The sequence below is a fragment of the Paraburkholderia sp. RAU6.4a genome, from assembly GCF_050435625.1.
Taxonomy (GTDB): Bacteria; Pseudomonadota; Gammaproteobacteria; order Burkholderiales; family Burkholderiaceae; genus Paraburkholderia; species Paraburkholderia tuberum.
Genome location: NZ_JBNDKQ010000002.1, coordinates 479,902 through 495,005, shown reverse-complemented (window position 1 = coordinate 495,005; position 15,104 = coordinate 479,902). Strand labels below are relative to the sequence as shown.

Below are 15,104 nucleotides of genomic sequence, written 5' to 3'. Positions count from 1 at the left end.
GCATCGCCTGATGAATTGAGCCAACTGGGAAATAGAAAGAAATAACGCAAAAATTCCGGCGCGTTTCACCCGCCCGATCCGCGCTTAATTGCCGCCCTCATTGCCGTCTTCAGACTTCGCGTCGTCCCAGTTCATCCGGTGTCGATTAACGGTCTCGGTATGCCGCGCGTCGTCCTCGGTGTGGAGGTAAAGAGTGGTCGTATTCAGCGAAACGTGGCCGAGGTTGTCGCGGATCGTGCGCAGATCGACGCCGCCGTCCGCCTGATGCGAACCGGCCGTATGCCGCAGCCAGTGCGCCGACGCGCGCTCGAGCTCGTCGGCGCGATCGGCGAATTCGGGACCGCGCGCACGCAGCCACTTGGCCGCGCCCGCGAAGATGCCCTTGATCGCGTCGTGAATCGCCGAGCGCGACAGGCAGCGGTTGCGGCCCTTGAACGGCAGCACGAGCGGCGTTTCCTCGGCGCGGGTCGGCAGGGCGGCGAGGCCATGGAGCGTGCGGTAGCCGCGCAGCTCCTGAACCAGTTCGGCCGACACCGGCACGATCCGCTCCTTGTCGCCCTTGCCGAGCGTCTCGAGCCACCACTGGTCCTGACCATCGGCGCTGAGCCTTCTGAAGAACTGGCCCATCTGCCCGCCGGCCACCTCGGAAATGCGCATGCCCTGCAAATAGAACAGCGTGGTCAGCCAGCGGCAACGCGCGTAGTACGCGCGTTGCGCATCGGTATCTTGCGGCAGCTGCTCGACGAACAGCTTCACTTCGTCCCACAGCGAGGTCGACAGATAGCGGGTGACGCGCGGCGCCGAGCGCTTCGCGCGTTGTCGCAGGAGCGCCATCGGATTGCCGCGCAGATAGCCGGCATTGACGAGCCACGTGAACATCGCGTTCAGGATGATCAGCGCCTGGCGCTGGCTGGCCGGCGACAGCGGGCCGTTGAACGGCCGCCAGCGTGCGTCGCCGCGCGCGTACTTGCCGCCGTTCGCCGACACCCAGCGCGCGGCCGGCTGCGGATCGGCGATGAACGCCTTGAACAGCAGCAGATCCTCGTGCGTCAGCGACGACAGCGGCTTGCCGAGCTGCACGACGGCCCACAGCAGCAGCCGCTCCGCTTCCTTGCGGTAGTTGTCGAAGGTGGTCTTGGTGTCCGCGTAATTGGACAGCCAGGCGCGCACGGCGTCGAGGTCGTTGCGCGCCGATAGCTGCGAGTTTTCCGCCGCGCCGCGATTGGTGCCGTCGCGGCCATCGAGCAGTTCCGGCACGACGAGCGATTCGACGGGCTGGACGGTGGCGAGCTCAGCGTTCGGGGCAGCTTTCGGCACGGCTTTGGACACGGTTCGGGACACTCCTCGGGCGCACGCCGGTTGGCGTCATTCTGCTCCGCTCAGGTGCTCTCAGAAGCGCTTGCCTGAAAAGAAAGCAGTGCCCACTCTGTTGCGGACGAAACGCGAAACCCTATCACACAGTCGGCTGCGCCTGGCGCAAAACAGCCGGGTGCGCTCAAGCTTCGACGCGGTGACGATCGATCGGCATATAGTGATGCAGGGCGGCGCTCGTTTTGCGCCCGCTATAGTCGCCGTCTATTAGTGGCATTGCCGTATTCGAATTCTATTGAACTTTGTCCTCGCCTATATTCGAATAGGAGTGGAGCGCCGACCGGAGTCAGCCGTTACGGACATCGGCTGCGTTGCCCTCGACCCTGGATTTCATGAGTGCACTGCCGAGCCATTCGGCCGACTGTCGGGTTTTCGGGTCGTCAAATTGCCACGCAAGCCTGACACGATGACAAACGCATAACAAGTACCTTGCATGGGATTGGAGAAAGTACCCAGGCACCGACTCCGATCGACAACGGAGACATCCTCCAAAGGAGAGAACGCATGTCAAACGAAGCAAAGTGCCCGTTCATCCATACCGCCGGCGGCGGGACGACCAATCGGGACTGGTGGCCGAAGCAATTGCGCCTCGACCTGCTCAACCAGCATTCGAACCGCTCCAATCCGCTAGACAAAGACTTCAACTATGCCGAGGCATTCAAGAGCCTCGACTACGCCGCGGTCAAGAAAGACCTCGCCGCGCTGATGACCGATTCGCAGCCCTGGTGGCCCGCGGATTTCGGCCACTACGGCCCGCTGTTTATCCGTATGGCATGGCATGCCGCCGGCACGTACCGCATCGGCGACGGCCGCGGCGGCGCAGGGCGCGGCCAGCAGCGTTTCGCGCCGCTCAATAGCTGGCCGGACAACGTGAGCCTCGACAAGGCGCGCCGGCTGCTATGGCCGATCAAGCAGAAATACGGCCAGAAAATTTCGTGGGCCGACCTGCTGATCCTGACCGGCAACGTCGCGCTCGAAACGATGGGCTTCAAGACTTTTGGTTTTGGCGGCGGCCGCGCGGACACATGGGAACCGGATCAGGACGTCTACTGGGGCAATGAAAAGACCTGGCTCGGCGGCGACGTGCGCTACGGCAAGGGAGCGGCCGGCAGGGAAGACGACGAAGGCGTGCTGGTCGCCGACGAGGAGCTGCACGGCACCGAAAAGAGCCGTACCGATCCGCCCGGCCGCAACCTCGAAAACCCGCTCGGCGCGGTGCAGATGGGCCTGATCTACGTGAATCCGGAAGGCCCGGACGGCAATCCCGATCCGCTCGCCGCGGCAGTCGACATCCGCGAAACGTTCGGCCGCATGGCGATGAACGACGAGGAAACGGTCGCGCTGATCGCCGGCGGCCACACGTTCGGCAAGACGCACGGCGCGGCGCCGGCCGATAACGTCGGTCCGGAACCGGAAAGTGCCGGTCTCGAGGCCCAGGGGCTCGGCTGGCGCAACAGCTTCGGCACCGGCCGGGGCGGCGACACGATCACGAGCGGTATCGAAGTCACGTGGACCGGGACGCCGACGCAGTGGGACATGAGCTACTTCCAGAGCCTGTTCGGCCACGAGTGGGAGCTGACGAAGAGCCCGGCGGGTGCGAACCAGTGGGTCGCGAAGGACGCGCAGGCCACGTATCCGCACGCGCACGACCCATCGAAGAAAGTGCTGCCGACGATGCTGACGACCGACCTGTCGCTCCGCCTCGACCCGATCTACGAAAAGATCTCGCGCCGCTTCATGGCCAACCCCGACGAGTTCGCCGACGCGTTCGCGCGTGCGTGGTTCAAGCTGACGCACCGCGACATGGGTCCGCGCGCCCGCTATCTTGGCCCGGAAGTGCCGTCGGAGCAACTGCTGTGGCAGGACCCGATTCCGGCCGTCGATCACCCGCTCGTCGACGACAAGGACGTCGCGGCGCTGAAGCAGAAGATCCTCGCGTCGGGGCTGTCGGTGTCGCAGCTGGTCACGACCGCGTGGGCCTCGGCCTCGACGTTCCGCGGCTCGGACAAGCGCGGCGGCGCCAACGGCGCGCGCATCCGGCTCGCACCGCAGAAGGACTGGGCCGTCAACCAACCCGCTGAGCTCGCGAAGGTGCTGAAGGTGCTCGAAGGCATCCAGAGCGAGTTCAACGGTGCGCAGTCCGGCGGCAAGAAGATTTCGCTTGCCGACCTGATCGTGCTGGCGGGTGGCGCCGGCATCGAGCAGGCCGCGAAGAACGCCGGCCAGCAGGTGACGGTGCCGTTCTCGCCGGGTCGGATGGATGCGTCGCAGGAGCAAACCGACGTCGTATCGGTCGGGATGCTCGAGCCGGTCCACGACGGCTTCCGCAACTATCTGGGCGGCAAGTTCCCGGTGGCGGCCGAGAAGCTGCTGATCGACAAGGCGCAACTTCTAACGTTGACGGCGCCAGAGATGACGGTGCTGATCGGCGGCCTGCGCGTGCTGAAGGTGGGCGCTGGCAAAGAAGGTGTGCTGACGAGCAAGCCGGAAACGCTGTCCAACGACTTCTTCCGTAACCTGCTCGACATGGGCACGGAATGGACGCCGGTGTCGGAGGCCGCGGAAACGTTCGAAGGTGCCGACACGAAGAGCGGCGAGGTCAAGTGGACCGGTACGCGCGTCGATCTGGTGTTCGGCTCGAACTCGGTGCTGCGCGCCTTGGGCGAGGTCTACGCGAGCGAGGACGGCAAGGAGAAATTCGTGCGCGACTTCGTTGCCGCGTGGGTCAAGGTGATGAATCTGGATCGTTTCGATCTGGCTTGATCCAGCCGGTGCTGGCGAGTGGTTCTTTGCCACGTCGACGCAGTTTTTGACGGTGGATTTGCGAAGTCATCGAGCGCGCTTGCCGGGATGCCGGCAAGCGCGCTTTTTCTTCGCCTCGTCACTGCTTCTGCGCCGCCGCCTTTCAGATGTGCGAGCACCGGGTGCCGATGACACCCGTGCTGCCCGTAACCAGAATGGTCATGCAATTTCCATTGCCCCACCGGAGGCTGCCACTCAGACCATCTTCAACACCACCCTGAAACGCGCGTGACCGCTCATCATCCGGTCGAAGGCCTGCGCTGCCTCGGCGAGCGGATACTCTTCGATCATCGGCTTGACACCGGTGAGCGCGCTGAACGCGAGCGTGTCCTGCGAATCGGCCGAGGTGCCGGAGGGCCAGCCTTGCACCGAGTTGCGTCCCATGATGAACTGCACGATCGGCACTTCGACCGGCTCTTCGGACACGCCGACCATCACGAGCTTGCCGTTCAGGCCGAGACCGCCGAGCGTCGCGGTCATCGCCTTGCCGCTCGTCACCGTGGCGAGTATCAGCTTCGCGCCGCCCAGTGCCTGCAGCTTCTCGGCGACGTTTTCCGTTTTGCTGTCGATGTAGTGATGCGCGCCCAGTTGCTGCGCGAGCGGGGCCTTGTCCTGACCCCGCGCGATCGCCACCGTGCGAAAGCCCATCTTGCGCGCGAACTGCACGCCGAGATGACCGAGGCCGCCGATCCCGAGAATCGCGACCACGTCACCAGCGCGCGCGCCGCTATTGCGTATCGCGTTGAACGTCGTGATGCCCGCGCAGAGCAGCGGCGCGGCATCGACGTCGGACAGATCGTCGGGAATGCGCGCCAGGGCTTCGACCGGGGCCACCATGTATTCGGCGTAGCCGCCGTCGTAGCTGATGCCGGGGATGAGGGCGAACTTGCACAGCACGAAATCGCCCTGGCGGCAGTGTTCGCATTTGCCGCAATGCCCGCCGTGCCAGCCGACCCCGACACGCTGTCCGACCTGCCAGCCCTCGACACCCGCACCGACCGAATCGATCACGCCCGCGATCTCGTGACCGGGCACACGCGGATAGGCCAGGCCCGGCCACAGGCCTTCCTTGGTCATCGCATCGCTATGGCAGATGCCGCAAGCCTGAATCCTGATACGCACGTGACCCGCGCCCGCCTCGGGCACTTCGCGTTCGACCAGTTCGAGCGGGCCGCCGGCCTGCTTCACTTCGACTGCTTTCATTGTGGGCATGATGTTCTTCCTTTCCAGTGACGAACGGGACAAGAGGGGAACAAACTCCAACATGATATTCCGCGTCCAGGCGGCTCGCCAGAAAGAAGCCGCCGCCGCATGGCTGATGGCGATGACATCCGATGTAATTGGCGAGCCGCGCGGCTGCCTCTACTCTTCGACTACCGCGCCGTCGCTCCGATGGCGCACACGTCAAGGAGATACCATGTCCAGCTATCCCGTTCACACGATCGAGTCCGCTCCCGAGCAATCGAAACCCGTGCTCCGCAAACTGCAACAGGCGTTCGGCCTGATTCCGAACATCGCGGCCAAGATGGCGGCTTCACCGGTGCTGATCAACGGCTTCATCGGCCTGTTCGAGCGCGTGCATGCGAGCAGTCTGACCGAACCGGAGATCCAGACGCTGCTGCTCACCAACGCCGTGACGAACGCGAGCGAATGGGCGGTTGCGTTTCATACCGCGCTCGGCTTGAACGCGGGCCTGCGTCGCGCCGATGTCGAGGCGATCCGCCACGGCGGTCTGCCCGACGACACGAAGCTCGCGGCGCTGTCGACGCTTGCGCGCACGCTGATCGAAAAACGCGGCCGCCTCGCCGATGAGGACCGGCAACGCTTCCTCGCGGCAGGTTTCAGCGCGGAGCAGATTCTCGAGGTGGTTGCGGCGGTCGCCGCGTCGACGATCACGAACTACACCGGCAGCGTGACCGAGCCGCCGCTCGAAACGCAGTTCGCCGAATTCGCGTGGCACGCGCCCGCGCGTTGAAGCGATCCCGTTCAGGCATCAACCGGAGGGCAACACCATGAACGTCACGAGTCACGATCCGAAAGTGCAGCCAGGCGATCTCGGCAGTCTGTTGCGCTATTGGCGTGACGTGCGTGGCGTGAGTCAGCTCGATCTGTCGCTCGAGGCCGGCATCTCGCAGCGGCAGATCAGCTTCATCGAAAGCGGGCGCAGCGTGCCGGGCCGCGACACGCTGCTGACGCTTGCGCAGACCCTCGACGTGCCGCTGCGCGAGCGCAATGCGCTGCTGCTTGCCGCGGGTTATGCACCGATCTATTCGGAAGCACCGTGGAATGCGCAGGAAATGCACGGCGTGGTTCGCGCGCTCGAACGGGTCGTGCGTCAGCATGAGCCGTTTCCGGCGCTCGTGATGGACCGCGACTGGAATGTGCTGATGTCCAACGACGCGGCCCCGCGCTTCTTCAACTGCTTCATCGACATGACCGCGCGCGAAGGCCCGCGCAACATGCTGCATCTGATCTTCGATCCACATGGCATGCGTCCGTTCGTCGCCGATTGGCAGGAGGTCGCGCGAAGTCTGCTGCAACGCGTGTATCGCGAGTCGGTCGGTCATGTAATCGGCGCCAACACGAAGCGTCTACTCGATGAACTGCTTGCGTATCCCGACGTGCCGCGCGACTGGAAGACGCATCATGGCTCGTCCGCGACACCCGCGACGCTGCCGATGGTTCCGCTCGGCTTCATCAGCGAGGGCGTGGTGCTGCGCTATTTCTCGATGGTCACGACCGTGGGCACACCGCAAAACGTGGCCGCGCAGGAGTTGCGCATCGAATGCATGTTCCCCGCCGACGACGCCACCGAAGCACGTCATCAGCAGCTGCTCGCGGCGCACGCGTCCCCGCAACCTCCAATATCGGCAAACCGTATGCCGTGATATAGCGATGTCTTCGGTTTTTGGGCAATCATCCGAGCCGATCAGGTCGAGCGATCCGACGCCACTCTGGTTCCGCCGCGCGCCCAGTTCGCACGCGGCCATCATCTCCGACTTCGGCGACGTGACCGAGGTGCTCGCGCGTGCAGCTTCTTCGCGGCCGATGTGCAGGCAGGCGCGGGCCCCTTTCCCGGCCTCTATCTGCAAGAACTCGAGAAAATGGCCGACATCGACGCGTCGGCGTTGTTTTCGTAGTGCTTGACCCAGATCAAGCCGCCCGCCACGCTGGGGCTCATGATGCAAGCGCGTGACGCATTACGTTCCCGCCGGCGCTAGCCGACGCATGACACGACCAGGTTCAGGCGCGAACACGTTTGCCGCCACGCATCGTGTCTCATTCCGGCCATAGGAGAAGTCCGTCATGAAAGCACTCGTTTATCACGGTCCCGGCGAAAAGTCGCTCGACGAACGGCCGATACCCGAACTCACGGCGCCCACCGATGCAATCGTCAAAGTCACCCGCACGACGATCTGCGGCACCGATCTGCACATTCTCAAAGGCGACGTGCCGACCTGCGAACCGGGCCGCATTCTCGGCCACGAAGGCGTCGGTGTCGTGCACCAGGTCGGCGAGGCGGTGAGCGGGCTCGCGGCCGGCGATCACGTGCTGATCTCGTGCATCACCTCGTGCGGCCGCTGCGACTACTGCCGGCGCGGCATGTATTCGCATTGCACGACGGGCGGCTGGATTCTCGGTAACCGGATCGACGGCACGCAGGCCGAATATGTGCGCATTCCGCATGCGCAGAGCAGTCTGTACCGCATTCCGGCTGGCCTCGACGAAGAGGCGCTCGTGATGCTGTCCGACATTCTGCCGACCGGCTTCGAGTGCGGCGTGCTCAACGGCAAGGTTCAGCCGGGCTGCACCGTGGCGATCGTCGGCGCCGGGCCGATCGGTCTCGCTGCGCTGTTGACCGCGCAGTTCTACTCGCCGGCGCAGATCATCATGATCGATCCCGACGCGAACCGGCTCGAGGTCGCGCAACGCTTCGGCGCGACCGCTTGCATCGACAACGCGCGTGCCGATGCGGTCGCGCAAGTGCTGAAGCTGACCGAATCGGTAGGCGCCGACTGCGTGATCGAGGCGGTCGGCATCCCGCCGACGTTCGAGCTTTGCCAGCAACTGGTCGCGCCGGGTGGAACGATCGCGAACATCGGCGTGCACGGCGTCAAGTGCGATCTGCATCTGGAAAAACTGTGGCACCGTTTCGGCGAGGCGGCTCGAAACGACACGCAGTTTGCCGAGAGCCAATAGCGCAATGGCAGGCATCGATGCGGGCGTTGACAATGACACACAAAGAAAGCGGCCCGCATGAGAGTGGACCGATTCAACTCTTTTGAGGCGCGCTCTGCGTTGCGTCGGGGCCTTCGGAACGCTGGCCATTGAGCTGGGACGTGTGTGCGCTGCACGCGGTATCCGTCCGGGGGACGTCAATACAGAGGGGTTTTTTGGGATGGTGTCCTGTTGCAAAATCGGGCCTCTTGAATTGACTGTGAGGCACGATGACTTCGCTTTTTCTCGACGCTTACCACAATGCCCGTGAGGGGTCACACGGACATTTCTTCTCGCGCAGCGTTCGCAAGTCGCAATACCTTCACATCCAGTCTCCCTGGATGTTCGATGTGATACGGTGGTTTCATTTTGCACTGCCGGCCAGCGCGCCTCGCGAGGGACGCGGCGATCTGGAGCAAGGCATGAAGGAGGCCCTAGCCGCGTGGTTGCGGTACGCCCCGTCCATATTGCTGTCCCACCAGTCGCACGAACTGCGCGATATGCTCGGTCGAAGTGACATCCGCGTTCATATGTACAGGATGAAGAATCATGAGGTTGCCAAAGCCCTGTACAACGAAGTGAAGGACGGTAGGCTGATCTTCGTCCCTGAGCGTGACGAGATGCGCGAGTGCGTGCAGGCGATACGGGAGCAGCGGGAAAAGGCTTCCCAGTCAGGCCTCGCGCGCGTGCAACAACCGGCCGACACGGACATGGCAAGCTCGCTATATGGCAACAGCCCGCGCGTGCCGCAGAATCTCGGCAATGCACAGCCGTTCGAGTACCAGCCAAATGCAATAAGTGATGATGTGCAAGACATCGCGGCGCGCGGAGTGAATGAAGTGCAGGAGGCGCAATGCTTCGCGGAGTATGAGCGAAATCTCGCCGAATGCAATCTCTACAAGGCAATGACTAACGTTGCCTATACCTTCATCGCTTGCAAGCAAAACGCCTTCACCCTCTATAACCAGTGCCGAGGATACTAAGAATGGTCGCCCCAAAATCGTTTGTTGTTTCGTATAACTCTGAATTGCAGCAATTCGAAGTATTCTCGGTCAAGGATGAGGACCTCGCCGCACTACGCGACAAAAATGTCATCGCGCCTTGGCGCCTCGAAGACATTCCCGGAGGTGAATTGACAGAAAACGTCGCAAATCGGCTCGGTGCGACAGCGCTCGGCATCCTCGCGATATTTCACCCCGAAGTGAAGCGGCGTTTGCGTGTGAAGCCGGATCAGTTCCCTCTGCCATAAGCCGCAAGGCATCAGCGCAGCGGGCTTTCTTACGGTCGCTTGGCGCGACCGGCTCGCTATCTGATCGAACGCTTGGCGCTACCGTGACCGGATTTGCCCGAACTGCTCAGACGCACTGGTGCGCAGATGCGTTTTTTTTGCTATTGGGATAACGAGAGCGGCGACCGGGTGCCGGATATCCCGAATGATATCCGCACGATGATGGAAGCCCTTGGCGGGACTATCTAGATTGACGAATACCGCGATTAGCGACGCGGGTGAAAATGCATTCGAACACGCGCAAATGATGGTGCCCAGTGTGTTGCAGCAAGCAAGGGGCACGATTGACTCAGATCAATCGCGGGTGCGGCGCGTGGTCGCGCCGTAGGCCTCTATACTGTGCGTCGTCAAACACGAAGCCCGCCGGCTCTCGAAATCGGCAGCGCTCGAACCCGCACATCCATGGATACTGATTTGTCGTCGCCGCGCCGCTCACGGCTCACGCGCGTGATCGAGGTTTTCATCGTCTTTCTGAAACTCGGGCTGACCAGTTTCGGCGGTCCGATCGCTCACATCGGCTACTTCCGGCGCGAGTTCGTCGAGCGGCGCCGCTGGCTCGACGATGAAGCCTTCACCGACCTGATCGGCCTGTGCCAATTTCTGCCGGGACCCGCGAGCAGCCAGGCGGGGTTTTCGATCGGGCTGCTGCGGGCCGGGTGGGGTGGGGGGCTAGCGGCCTGGTGCGGCTTCACGCTGCCGTCGGTACTCGTGATGCTGGCCTTTGCCGCGATCGCGCCGGACCTGGGCGGCGCGCTCGGCACGGGCGTGATTCACGGCCTGAAGCTCGTCGCGGTGGCCGTCGTCGCGCAGGCCGTCTGGGACATGGCGCGGCGTCTGTGTCCGGATCGCCGCCGCGCGGCGATCGCGCTCGCATCGCTCGGATTGCTCAGCGTGCCTGGCACCGTCTACGCCCAACTGATCGTGATCGGCGCCGGCGCCGTGCTCGGTGTCGCGCTGTGCCGGACCACGGTGGTGCAAGCGCCACGCGCCATTCCTCTGCGGGCCGGCGATTTTCAGGTGTCGCGTACGGCAGGCATCGTCGCGCTAGTGCTCTTCTGCGCGTTGCTGTTCGCGTTGCCGCTATGGGCGGCAAGCGGGACCTTGCAAGGCATCCGCGTGTTCGATGCGTTCTATCGCTCCGGCGCGCTCGTGTTCGGAGGCGGCCACGTGGTGCTGCCGTTGTTGCAGCGGGCAACCGTCGCGACCGGATGGGTCGCGCCCAACGACTTCCTGGCCGGCTATGGCGCGGCCCAGGCCGTACCCGGACCGCTGTTCACGTTCGCGGCGTTTCTCGGCTGGATGATGGCGCTGCCACCCAGACACTGGAGCGGCGCACTGCTGGCGACAGTGGGCATCTTTCTGCCGGGTCTGCTGCTCGTTCTCGCCGCATTGCCGTGGTGGCAGGCGCTGCGCGCGCGTGCGGCGATGGCGGCGGCGCTTGCCGGCGTCAATGCCGCGGTGGTCGGCCTGCTGGCCGCCGCGCTCTATTCGCCGGTGTGGACGAGCGCGGTCCTGTCGGCGACGGATTTCGCCGTGGCGTGCATCGGCTTTTTGCTGTTGCTGCGCTGGAAGGTGCCCCCGCTTGCGGTCGTCGTGCTGTGTGTGGCGGCCGGCGTCGCGCAAGCGGTGCTGCACCCGCTCTGACAGGCTGATCGCATTGCACCAGCACTGATCTGCATCAAGGCTGACAGCCGGGGGTCGGTTAGCCTGCAACGATGATCGCGCGGCCTCGGTGCGTTTGCGGCACCACGACGGTATCGCGCGAAACCCGAAACCCGACAGGCCGGAAGCCATTCGCGCGATGACGGACCACATGATCGACCACGGCCTCGGCGGCTACGGATTGGGCGGTGCCAGCGCACACGACGGTCCTCGCGCCGTGCGGGCATGGCGCCAACTGCGCTGGGGGTTGTGCGCGCTGAGCTTTTGCGCGATCCCCGCGTTCTACGTCGAACTGACGGTGCCCACCCCGCTGGCGCTGAGCCTGTCGCGGACACTATACGTCGGCATGTTCGCCGGCTTCGCGTTGTCGTTCACCTGGCTGGCCCATCTGAGCAGACGGCCGAAGACGCTGCTCGCGAACAACTGGCTCGATCTGCTCATCGCGTTGGGCGCGGCGCTCAGCACCGGTTTCGGAACGCCGCCGTGGCAGCCCGTCGAATGGCTGCTGCGGCTGTCGTTCATGGGTGTCGTCGCGTTGCGCATCGTGCTGTCGCTGCGCGAATTCGTCACGCCGAACCGATTGATGTGGCTGCTGCTCGCCGGCGCGCTCGTGCTCGCGATGGCCGGCGCCGGATTTTACTGGCTCGAACCACACGTGCACTCGTACTCCGAAGGGCTGTGGCTTGCGTTCGAAAGCAGCGCGACCGTGGGCTATGGCGACATCGCGCCGACGACGCCCGCATCGCGTGTGTTCGCGGCATTTGTCGTGCTGCTCGGCTACGGCATGTTGTCGCTGGTCTTCGCGAGCATCGCCGCGGCATTCATCGGCAAGGAAGAGAGGGCGTTGCGACGCGAGATGCATCGGGATATCAAGCATCTGAACGATGAAATCGTGCGCCTGCACGCTGAACTGAAGGCGTTGCGGCAGACGATCGACGCCGCCGCGCGACGCAGCGACGCCGCTGCGGGTTCCGTGACGCGCACGGGCGAATGACCCGTTCGCGCTGACAGGGCCGCGGCAAACGGGGCCTGCGCGGACCGTCCGCGACTCCGCCTTGACGTACGTCAAATCCGCCGTGGATTGCGTGATTAAGCTGGAGACGTCGCGGCGGGTCCGCTACCTCGCATCCGCCGATGCGGCACTTCATGCCCGTGGGGGGCGTCACCATGCACATTTCCTTTCCGTCCTGCATGCCCGAATACTGCGCCCGCGATCTGGTGCTGGCGTTTGCGGCGCTCGTCGACGATCGGCCCGTGCAGTGCGCGATCACGGCCGAGGCGCTCGAAGACCATTTCGGCGCGCGCTCGCTGCGGGAAGACGATCTGCTCCAGGCGTTCCTCGCGCACCGTTCCCAGATCGAACAGGCCGCCCGGCGTCTGCTCGACGAGATCGGCGCCAGGCCCGTGCTGCTGCATAGCGGGTTTTTCAGGTTTTGCGCGTGACGGGTCGGGCGGGCACGCTTGACGTGGATCAACGACGCGTCGTCGCGGCGGGTGATCCGCCGCGAGCGCTACGCCGGCACCTTCAGCCGCTCGTTCGCGCTCGGCGGCGAGGTCGAGGAGGCGAACGCGAAGCCGAGTACAGGGATGGCGTGCTGTCGCTCAGCTTGCCGAAAAAGGCGTCGGGCGATCGCAAGCGGCTGACCATCGACTGACACGCGAGGATGGCGCGCTGTCACGGGCGCGCCTTTTTGTTGCGGCGAAGGTCCGGCTGAAGCGCGCGCCAGTCTGCAGGAAAGCGCTCGCGCACCTTCGCACCCGAATGGGTGTGCTTCAGCGCGAGCAAGCCGATTGTTTCGTTATCGGTCGAGCGCCGGGCGGGCAAGTGAGCGGCTTACGCGTCGCCCGCTTTGCGCGGCAGCATGCGCTTGAGCACGTCGTCGCGCAGCACATAGTGATGAAACAGCGCGGCGGCGGCATGTCCCGCCGCGATGACGATGATGGCCCAGCCGACGAAATCATGAGCCTCACCAATGGCGTGATGCGTCGCCTTACTGGTCGGCGCGAAAGGAGAGGGCATCAGCAGCCCGAAAAAGCTCATCGATTCGTTGCCGGACCATCGCAGTACGAAACCCAGTACCGCTTCGCCGACCAGCAGCGCGTACAGAACATAGTGGACGCCTTTCGCGGCCCGCTCGACCCATCCCGCGGCAGACACGGGAGTTTGATGTCCGGGCATCAGACGCCACCCAATGCGCACGATCAACACGGCCGAAAGCAATATTCCAAACGACATGTGGGAAACGATCATCAGGTGACGCGTGGGTTTAGGCGCAAACCCCCAGGTTTGGGCGAGTCCAAATTGGGCCAACACCAGAATCACCGTGATCCAATGCAACAGGATCGAGAAAGAGTCGTATTGCGTGCGGTCATCGCCGGCTGCGATTCGCGTCGCCGTCGCGGTCGCGGATGAATGTTTGAGGTTGGTCATCGGGTCGAGCGAACGGGATGGAAACGTTGAGGCTGAGACGCCACAAAAAACGCTGGCTGAGCTTGCACGCGGAGTGCCATCACCAAGGGCGCAGCAAGCTCGCGGTGCTCGCGACATTTGACGTACCCAGCCCGCTAGCGGCAGCGGAGCGTACCAGGATCTGCTGAACAACTTCTTCAGGGTATGCCAAGCGCCGCACTAGCGCCACATTCAGTCTTACGATTGTGCAGCCGTGCATGCCACGCTGTCGCTTCTCGTATTCCGCTAAGATCGTGCCGGAACTCACCGCCCTAAAAGACTGCGGCGCCACCTAGGCCCAATCTCAAGCTCAAACACGCAATGGACCGTATCGACGCCATGAAGGTATTCGTCGCCACGCTCGACGAGGGCAGTCTGGCGGGCGCAGGCCGTCGGCTGGGCCGCTCGCCCGCGGCTGTGAGCCGGGCCATCGCGTTTCTGGAGACGCACACGGGCACGCCGCTGCTACACCGCACCACGCGCACGATCCGGCTCAGCGAGGCGGGCGAGCGCTATGCGCTGGCGTGCCGGCGCATCCTCGGGGATCTGGAGGAGGCGGACCTGCTCGCAGCCGACGAGCGCTCCGCGCCGCGCGGACTGCTAGGCGTGACGGCGGCGGTGGCGGTGGGCGAGGAGGTGCTGCGCCCGATTGTCGATTCGTTTCTCGATCGCCATCCCCAGGCGTCGATCCGCCTGCACCTGCTCGACCGGCCCGTGAGCCTCGTCGACGAGGGCATCGACGTGGCGTTGCGCATCGCTCATCTACAGGACTCCACGCTCGTCGCCATTCCGGTGGGCGAGGTGAGGCGGGTGGTGGTCGCTTCGCCCGACTATCTCGCCACGCACCCGGCCATCGATGTCCCCGCCGATCTGGCCAGCCATCCGATCATCTCGATGACGCATTTCGGGCTCGATTCGTGGAGCTTTCCGGCGGCCCGTCTAACGGCGCTGCCGCAGGTCGTGCGGTTCACGCCGCGCTTCATCGTCAACACGATTCGCGCTGCGCTGTCTTCGGCCGTGGCCGGGCATGGCGTCACGCGGCTTTTCTCCTATCACGTGGCCGAGCAGGTCAAGGCCGGCGCGCTGAAAATCGTGCTGCGCGACAGCGAGCATGCGCCGTTGCCCGTCAACCTGGTGACGCCGCACGGGCGCCTTGCGGTCCCGAAGGTGCGCGGTTTCGTCGATTTCGCCACGCCGCTGCTGCGCGAGTATTTCGAGCGGGCTCAGCAAATCACCGACGCCGATCGACGCTGATTCGATCGCCGCGCGGAAGAATCACTTACGCAGTGCGGTGATTCTCCCGAGATGCGAGTC

12 protein-coding genes and 3 pseudogenes are annotated in these 15,104 nt (G+C 64.2%); 12 read left to right on the top strand and 3 right to left on the bottom strand.

All coding sequences use genetic code 11. The annotated features are described in order from the left end of the window. Window positions 1-84 precede the first annotated feature (84 nt). Window positions 85-1,329 (bottom strand): tyrosine-type recombinase/integrase, encoded by a 1,245-nt coding sequence (locus tag OKW40_RS07035; protein WP_429488930.1) that lies wholly within the window; start codon window positions 1,327-1,329, stop codon window positions 85-87. A gap of 546 nt (window positions 1,330-1,875) precedes the next feature. Between OKW40_RS07035 and katG the strand changes: the two genes are divergently transcribed. Next, the gene (gene katG, locus OKW40_RS07030; RefSeq protein ID WP_429488928.1) at window positions 1,876-4,134 is read left to right on the top strand and encodes a catalase/peroxidase HPI; all 2,259 of its coding nucleotides are present in this window, start codon (window positions 1,876-1,878) and stop codon (window positions 4,132-4,134) included. A 234-nt stretch (window positions 4,135-4,368) separates the two neighbouring features. Here katG and OKW40_RS07025 read toward each other — a convergent pair whose 3' ends face one another. Beyond that, complete coding sequence (locus OKW40_RS07025) at window positions 4,369-5,385, bottom strand: alcohol dehydrogenase (RefSeq protein WP_184022783.1); 1,017 nt, start codon at window positions 5,383-5,385, stop codon at window positions 4,369-4,371. Between the two features lie 205 nt (window positions 5,386-5,590). Here OKW40_RS07025 and OKW40_RS07020 point away from each other — a divergent pair, with 205 nt between their 5' ends. From OKW40_RS07020 to OKW40_RS06975, 10 genes and pseudogenes are all read left to right on the top strand, one after another. After that, entirely contained in the window at window positions 5,591-6,148 is a 558-nt protein-coding gene (locus tag OKW40_RS07020; protein ID WP_429488926.1) for a carboxymuconolactone decarboxylase family protein, read from the top strand. 37 nt (window positions 6,149-6,185) lie between these two features. Continuing rightward, on the top strand, window positions 6,186-7,061 hold the full coding sequence (locus OKW40_RS07015) for a helix-turn-helix domain-containing protein (protein WP_184067639.1): 876 nt from the start codon (window positions 6,186-6,188) through the stop codon (window positions 7,059-7,061). A 418-nt stretch (window positions 7,062-7,479) separates the two neighbouring features. Further along, window positions 7,480-8,325: pseudogene (locus tag OKW40_RS07010) on the top strand (zinc-dependent alcohol dehydrogenase family protein); the annotation flags it as partial. A gap of 296 nt (window positions 8,326-8,621) precedes the next feature. Then, the gene (locus OKW40_RS07005) at window positions 8,622-9,374 is read left to right on the top strand and encodes a hypothetical protein (RefSeq protein ID WP_429488924.1); all 753 of its coding nucleotides are present in this window, start codon (window positions 8,622-8,624) and stop codon (window positions 9,372-9,374) included. Between the two features lie 2 nt (window positions 9,375-9,376). Beyond that, window positions 9,377-9,640, top strand: coding sequence for a hypothetical protein (locus OKW40_RS07000; protein WP_187631709.1), 264 nt, complete (start codon window positions 9,377-9,379; stop codon window positions 9,638-9,640). A gap of 48 nt (window positions 9,641-9,688) precedes the next feature. Next, a pseudogene (locus OKW40_RS06995) lies at window positions 9,689-9,868 on the top strand (DUF4279 domain-containing protein); the annotation flags it as partial. Between the two features lie 213 nt (window positions 9,869-10,081). Then, window positions 10,082-11,323, top strand: a complete 1,242-nt coding sequence (gene chrA, locus OKW40_RS06990) for a chromate efflux transporter (protein WP_429488922.1) — start codon at window positions 10,082-10,084, stop codon at window positions 11,321-11,323. Between the two features lie 157 nt (window positions 11,324-11,480). Further along, a complete protein-coding gene (locus OKW40_RS06985) occupies window positions 11,481-12,335 on the top strand; it encodes a potassium channel family protein (RefSeq protein WP_429488920.1) in 855 nt (284 codons plus the stop codon). Between the two features lie 173 nt (window positions 12,336-12,508). Beyond that, a complete protein-coding gene (locus OKW40_RS06980; protein WP_429488918.1) occupies window positions 12,509-12,784 on the top strand; it encodes a DUF1488 domain-containing protein in 276 nt (91 codons plus the stop codon). A 48-nt stretch (window positions 12,785-12,832) separates the two neighbouring features. After that, window positions 12,833-12,996, top strand: a pseudogene (locus OKW40_RS06975) (Hsp20/alpha crystallin family protein); the annotation flags it as partial. Between the two features lie 179 nt (window positions 12,997-13,175). Here OKW40_RS06975 and OKW40_RS06970 read toward each other — a convergent pair. Next, the gene (locus tag OKW40_RS06970) at window positions 13,176-13,889 is read right to left on the bottom strand and encodes a cytochrome b (RefSeq protein ID WP_429488916.1); all 714 of its coding nucleotides are present in this window, start codon (window positions 13,887-13,889) and stop codon (window positions 13,176-13,178) included. A gap of 222 nt (window positions 13,890-14,111) precedes the next feature. On the opposite strand from OKW40_RS06970, the gene OKW40_RS06965 reads away from it, so the two are divergent. Continuing rightward, window positions 14,112-15,044 (top strand): LysR family transcriptional regulator, encoded by a 933-nt coding sequence (locus tag OKW40_RS06965; protein WP_429488914.1) that lies wholly within the window; start codon window positions 14,112-14,114, stop codon window positions 15,042-15,044. Window positions 15,045-15,104: the final 60 nt, after the last annotated feature.

Excerpts from the sequence above, each read along its gene's own strand:
- katG (WP_429488928.1), top strand. The coding sequence starts at position 1,876 with ATGTCAAACGAAGCAAAGTGCCCGTTCATCCATACCGCCGGCGGCGGG.
- OKW40_RS07005 (WP_429488924.1), top strand. The coding sequence starts at position 8,622 with ATGACTTCGCTTTTTCTCGACGCTTACCACAATGCCCGTGAGGGGTCA.
- chrA (WP_429488922.1), top strand. The coding sequence starts at position 10,082 with ATGGATACTGATTTGTCGTCGCCGCGCCGCTCACGGCTCACGCGCGTG.
- OKW40_RS06985 (WP_429488920.1), top strand. The coding sequence starts at position 11,481 with ATGACGGACCACATGATCGACCACGGCCTCGGCGGCTACGGATTGGGC.
- OKW40_RS06980 (WP_429488918.1), top strand. The coding sequence starts at position 12,509 with ATGCACATTTCCTTTCCGTCCTGCATGCCCGAATACTGCGCCCGCGAT.
- OKW40_RS06965 (WP_429488914.1), top strand. The coding sequence starts at position 14,112 with ATGGACCGTATCGACGCCATGAAGGTATTCGTCGCCACGCTCGACGAG.
- OKW40_RS06970 (WP_429488916.1), bottom strand. The coding sequence starts at position 13,889 with ATGTCGCGAGCACCGCGAGCTTGCTGCGCCCTTGGTGATGGCACTCCG.
- OKW40_RS07000 (WP_187631709.1), top strand. The coding sequence starts at position 9,377 with ATGGTCGCCCCAAAATCGTTTGTTGTTTCGTATAACTCTGAATTGCAG.
- OKW40_RS07020 (WP_429488926.1), top strand. The coding sequence starts at position 5,591 with ATGTCCAGCTATCCCGTTCACACGATCGAGTCCGCTCCCGAGCAATCG.
- OKW40_RS07015 (WP_184067639.1), top strand. The coding sequence starts at position 6,186 with ATGAACGTCACGAGTCACGATCCGAAAGTGCAGCCAGGCGATCTCGGC.
- OKW40_RS07025 (WP_184022783.1), bottom strand. The coding sequence starts at position 5,385 with ATGCCCACAATGAAAGCAGTCGAAGTGAAGCAGGCCGGCGGCCCGCTC.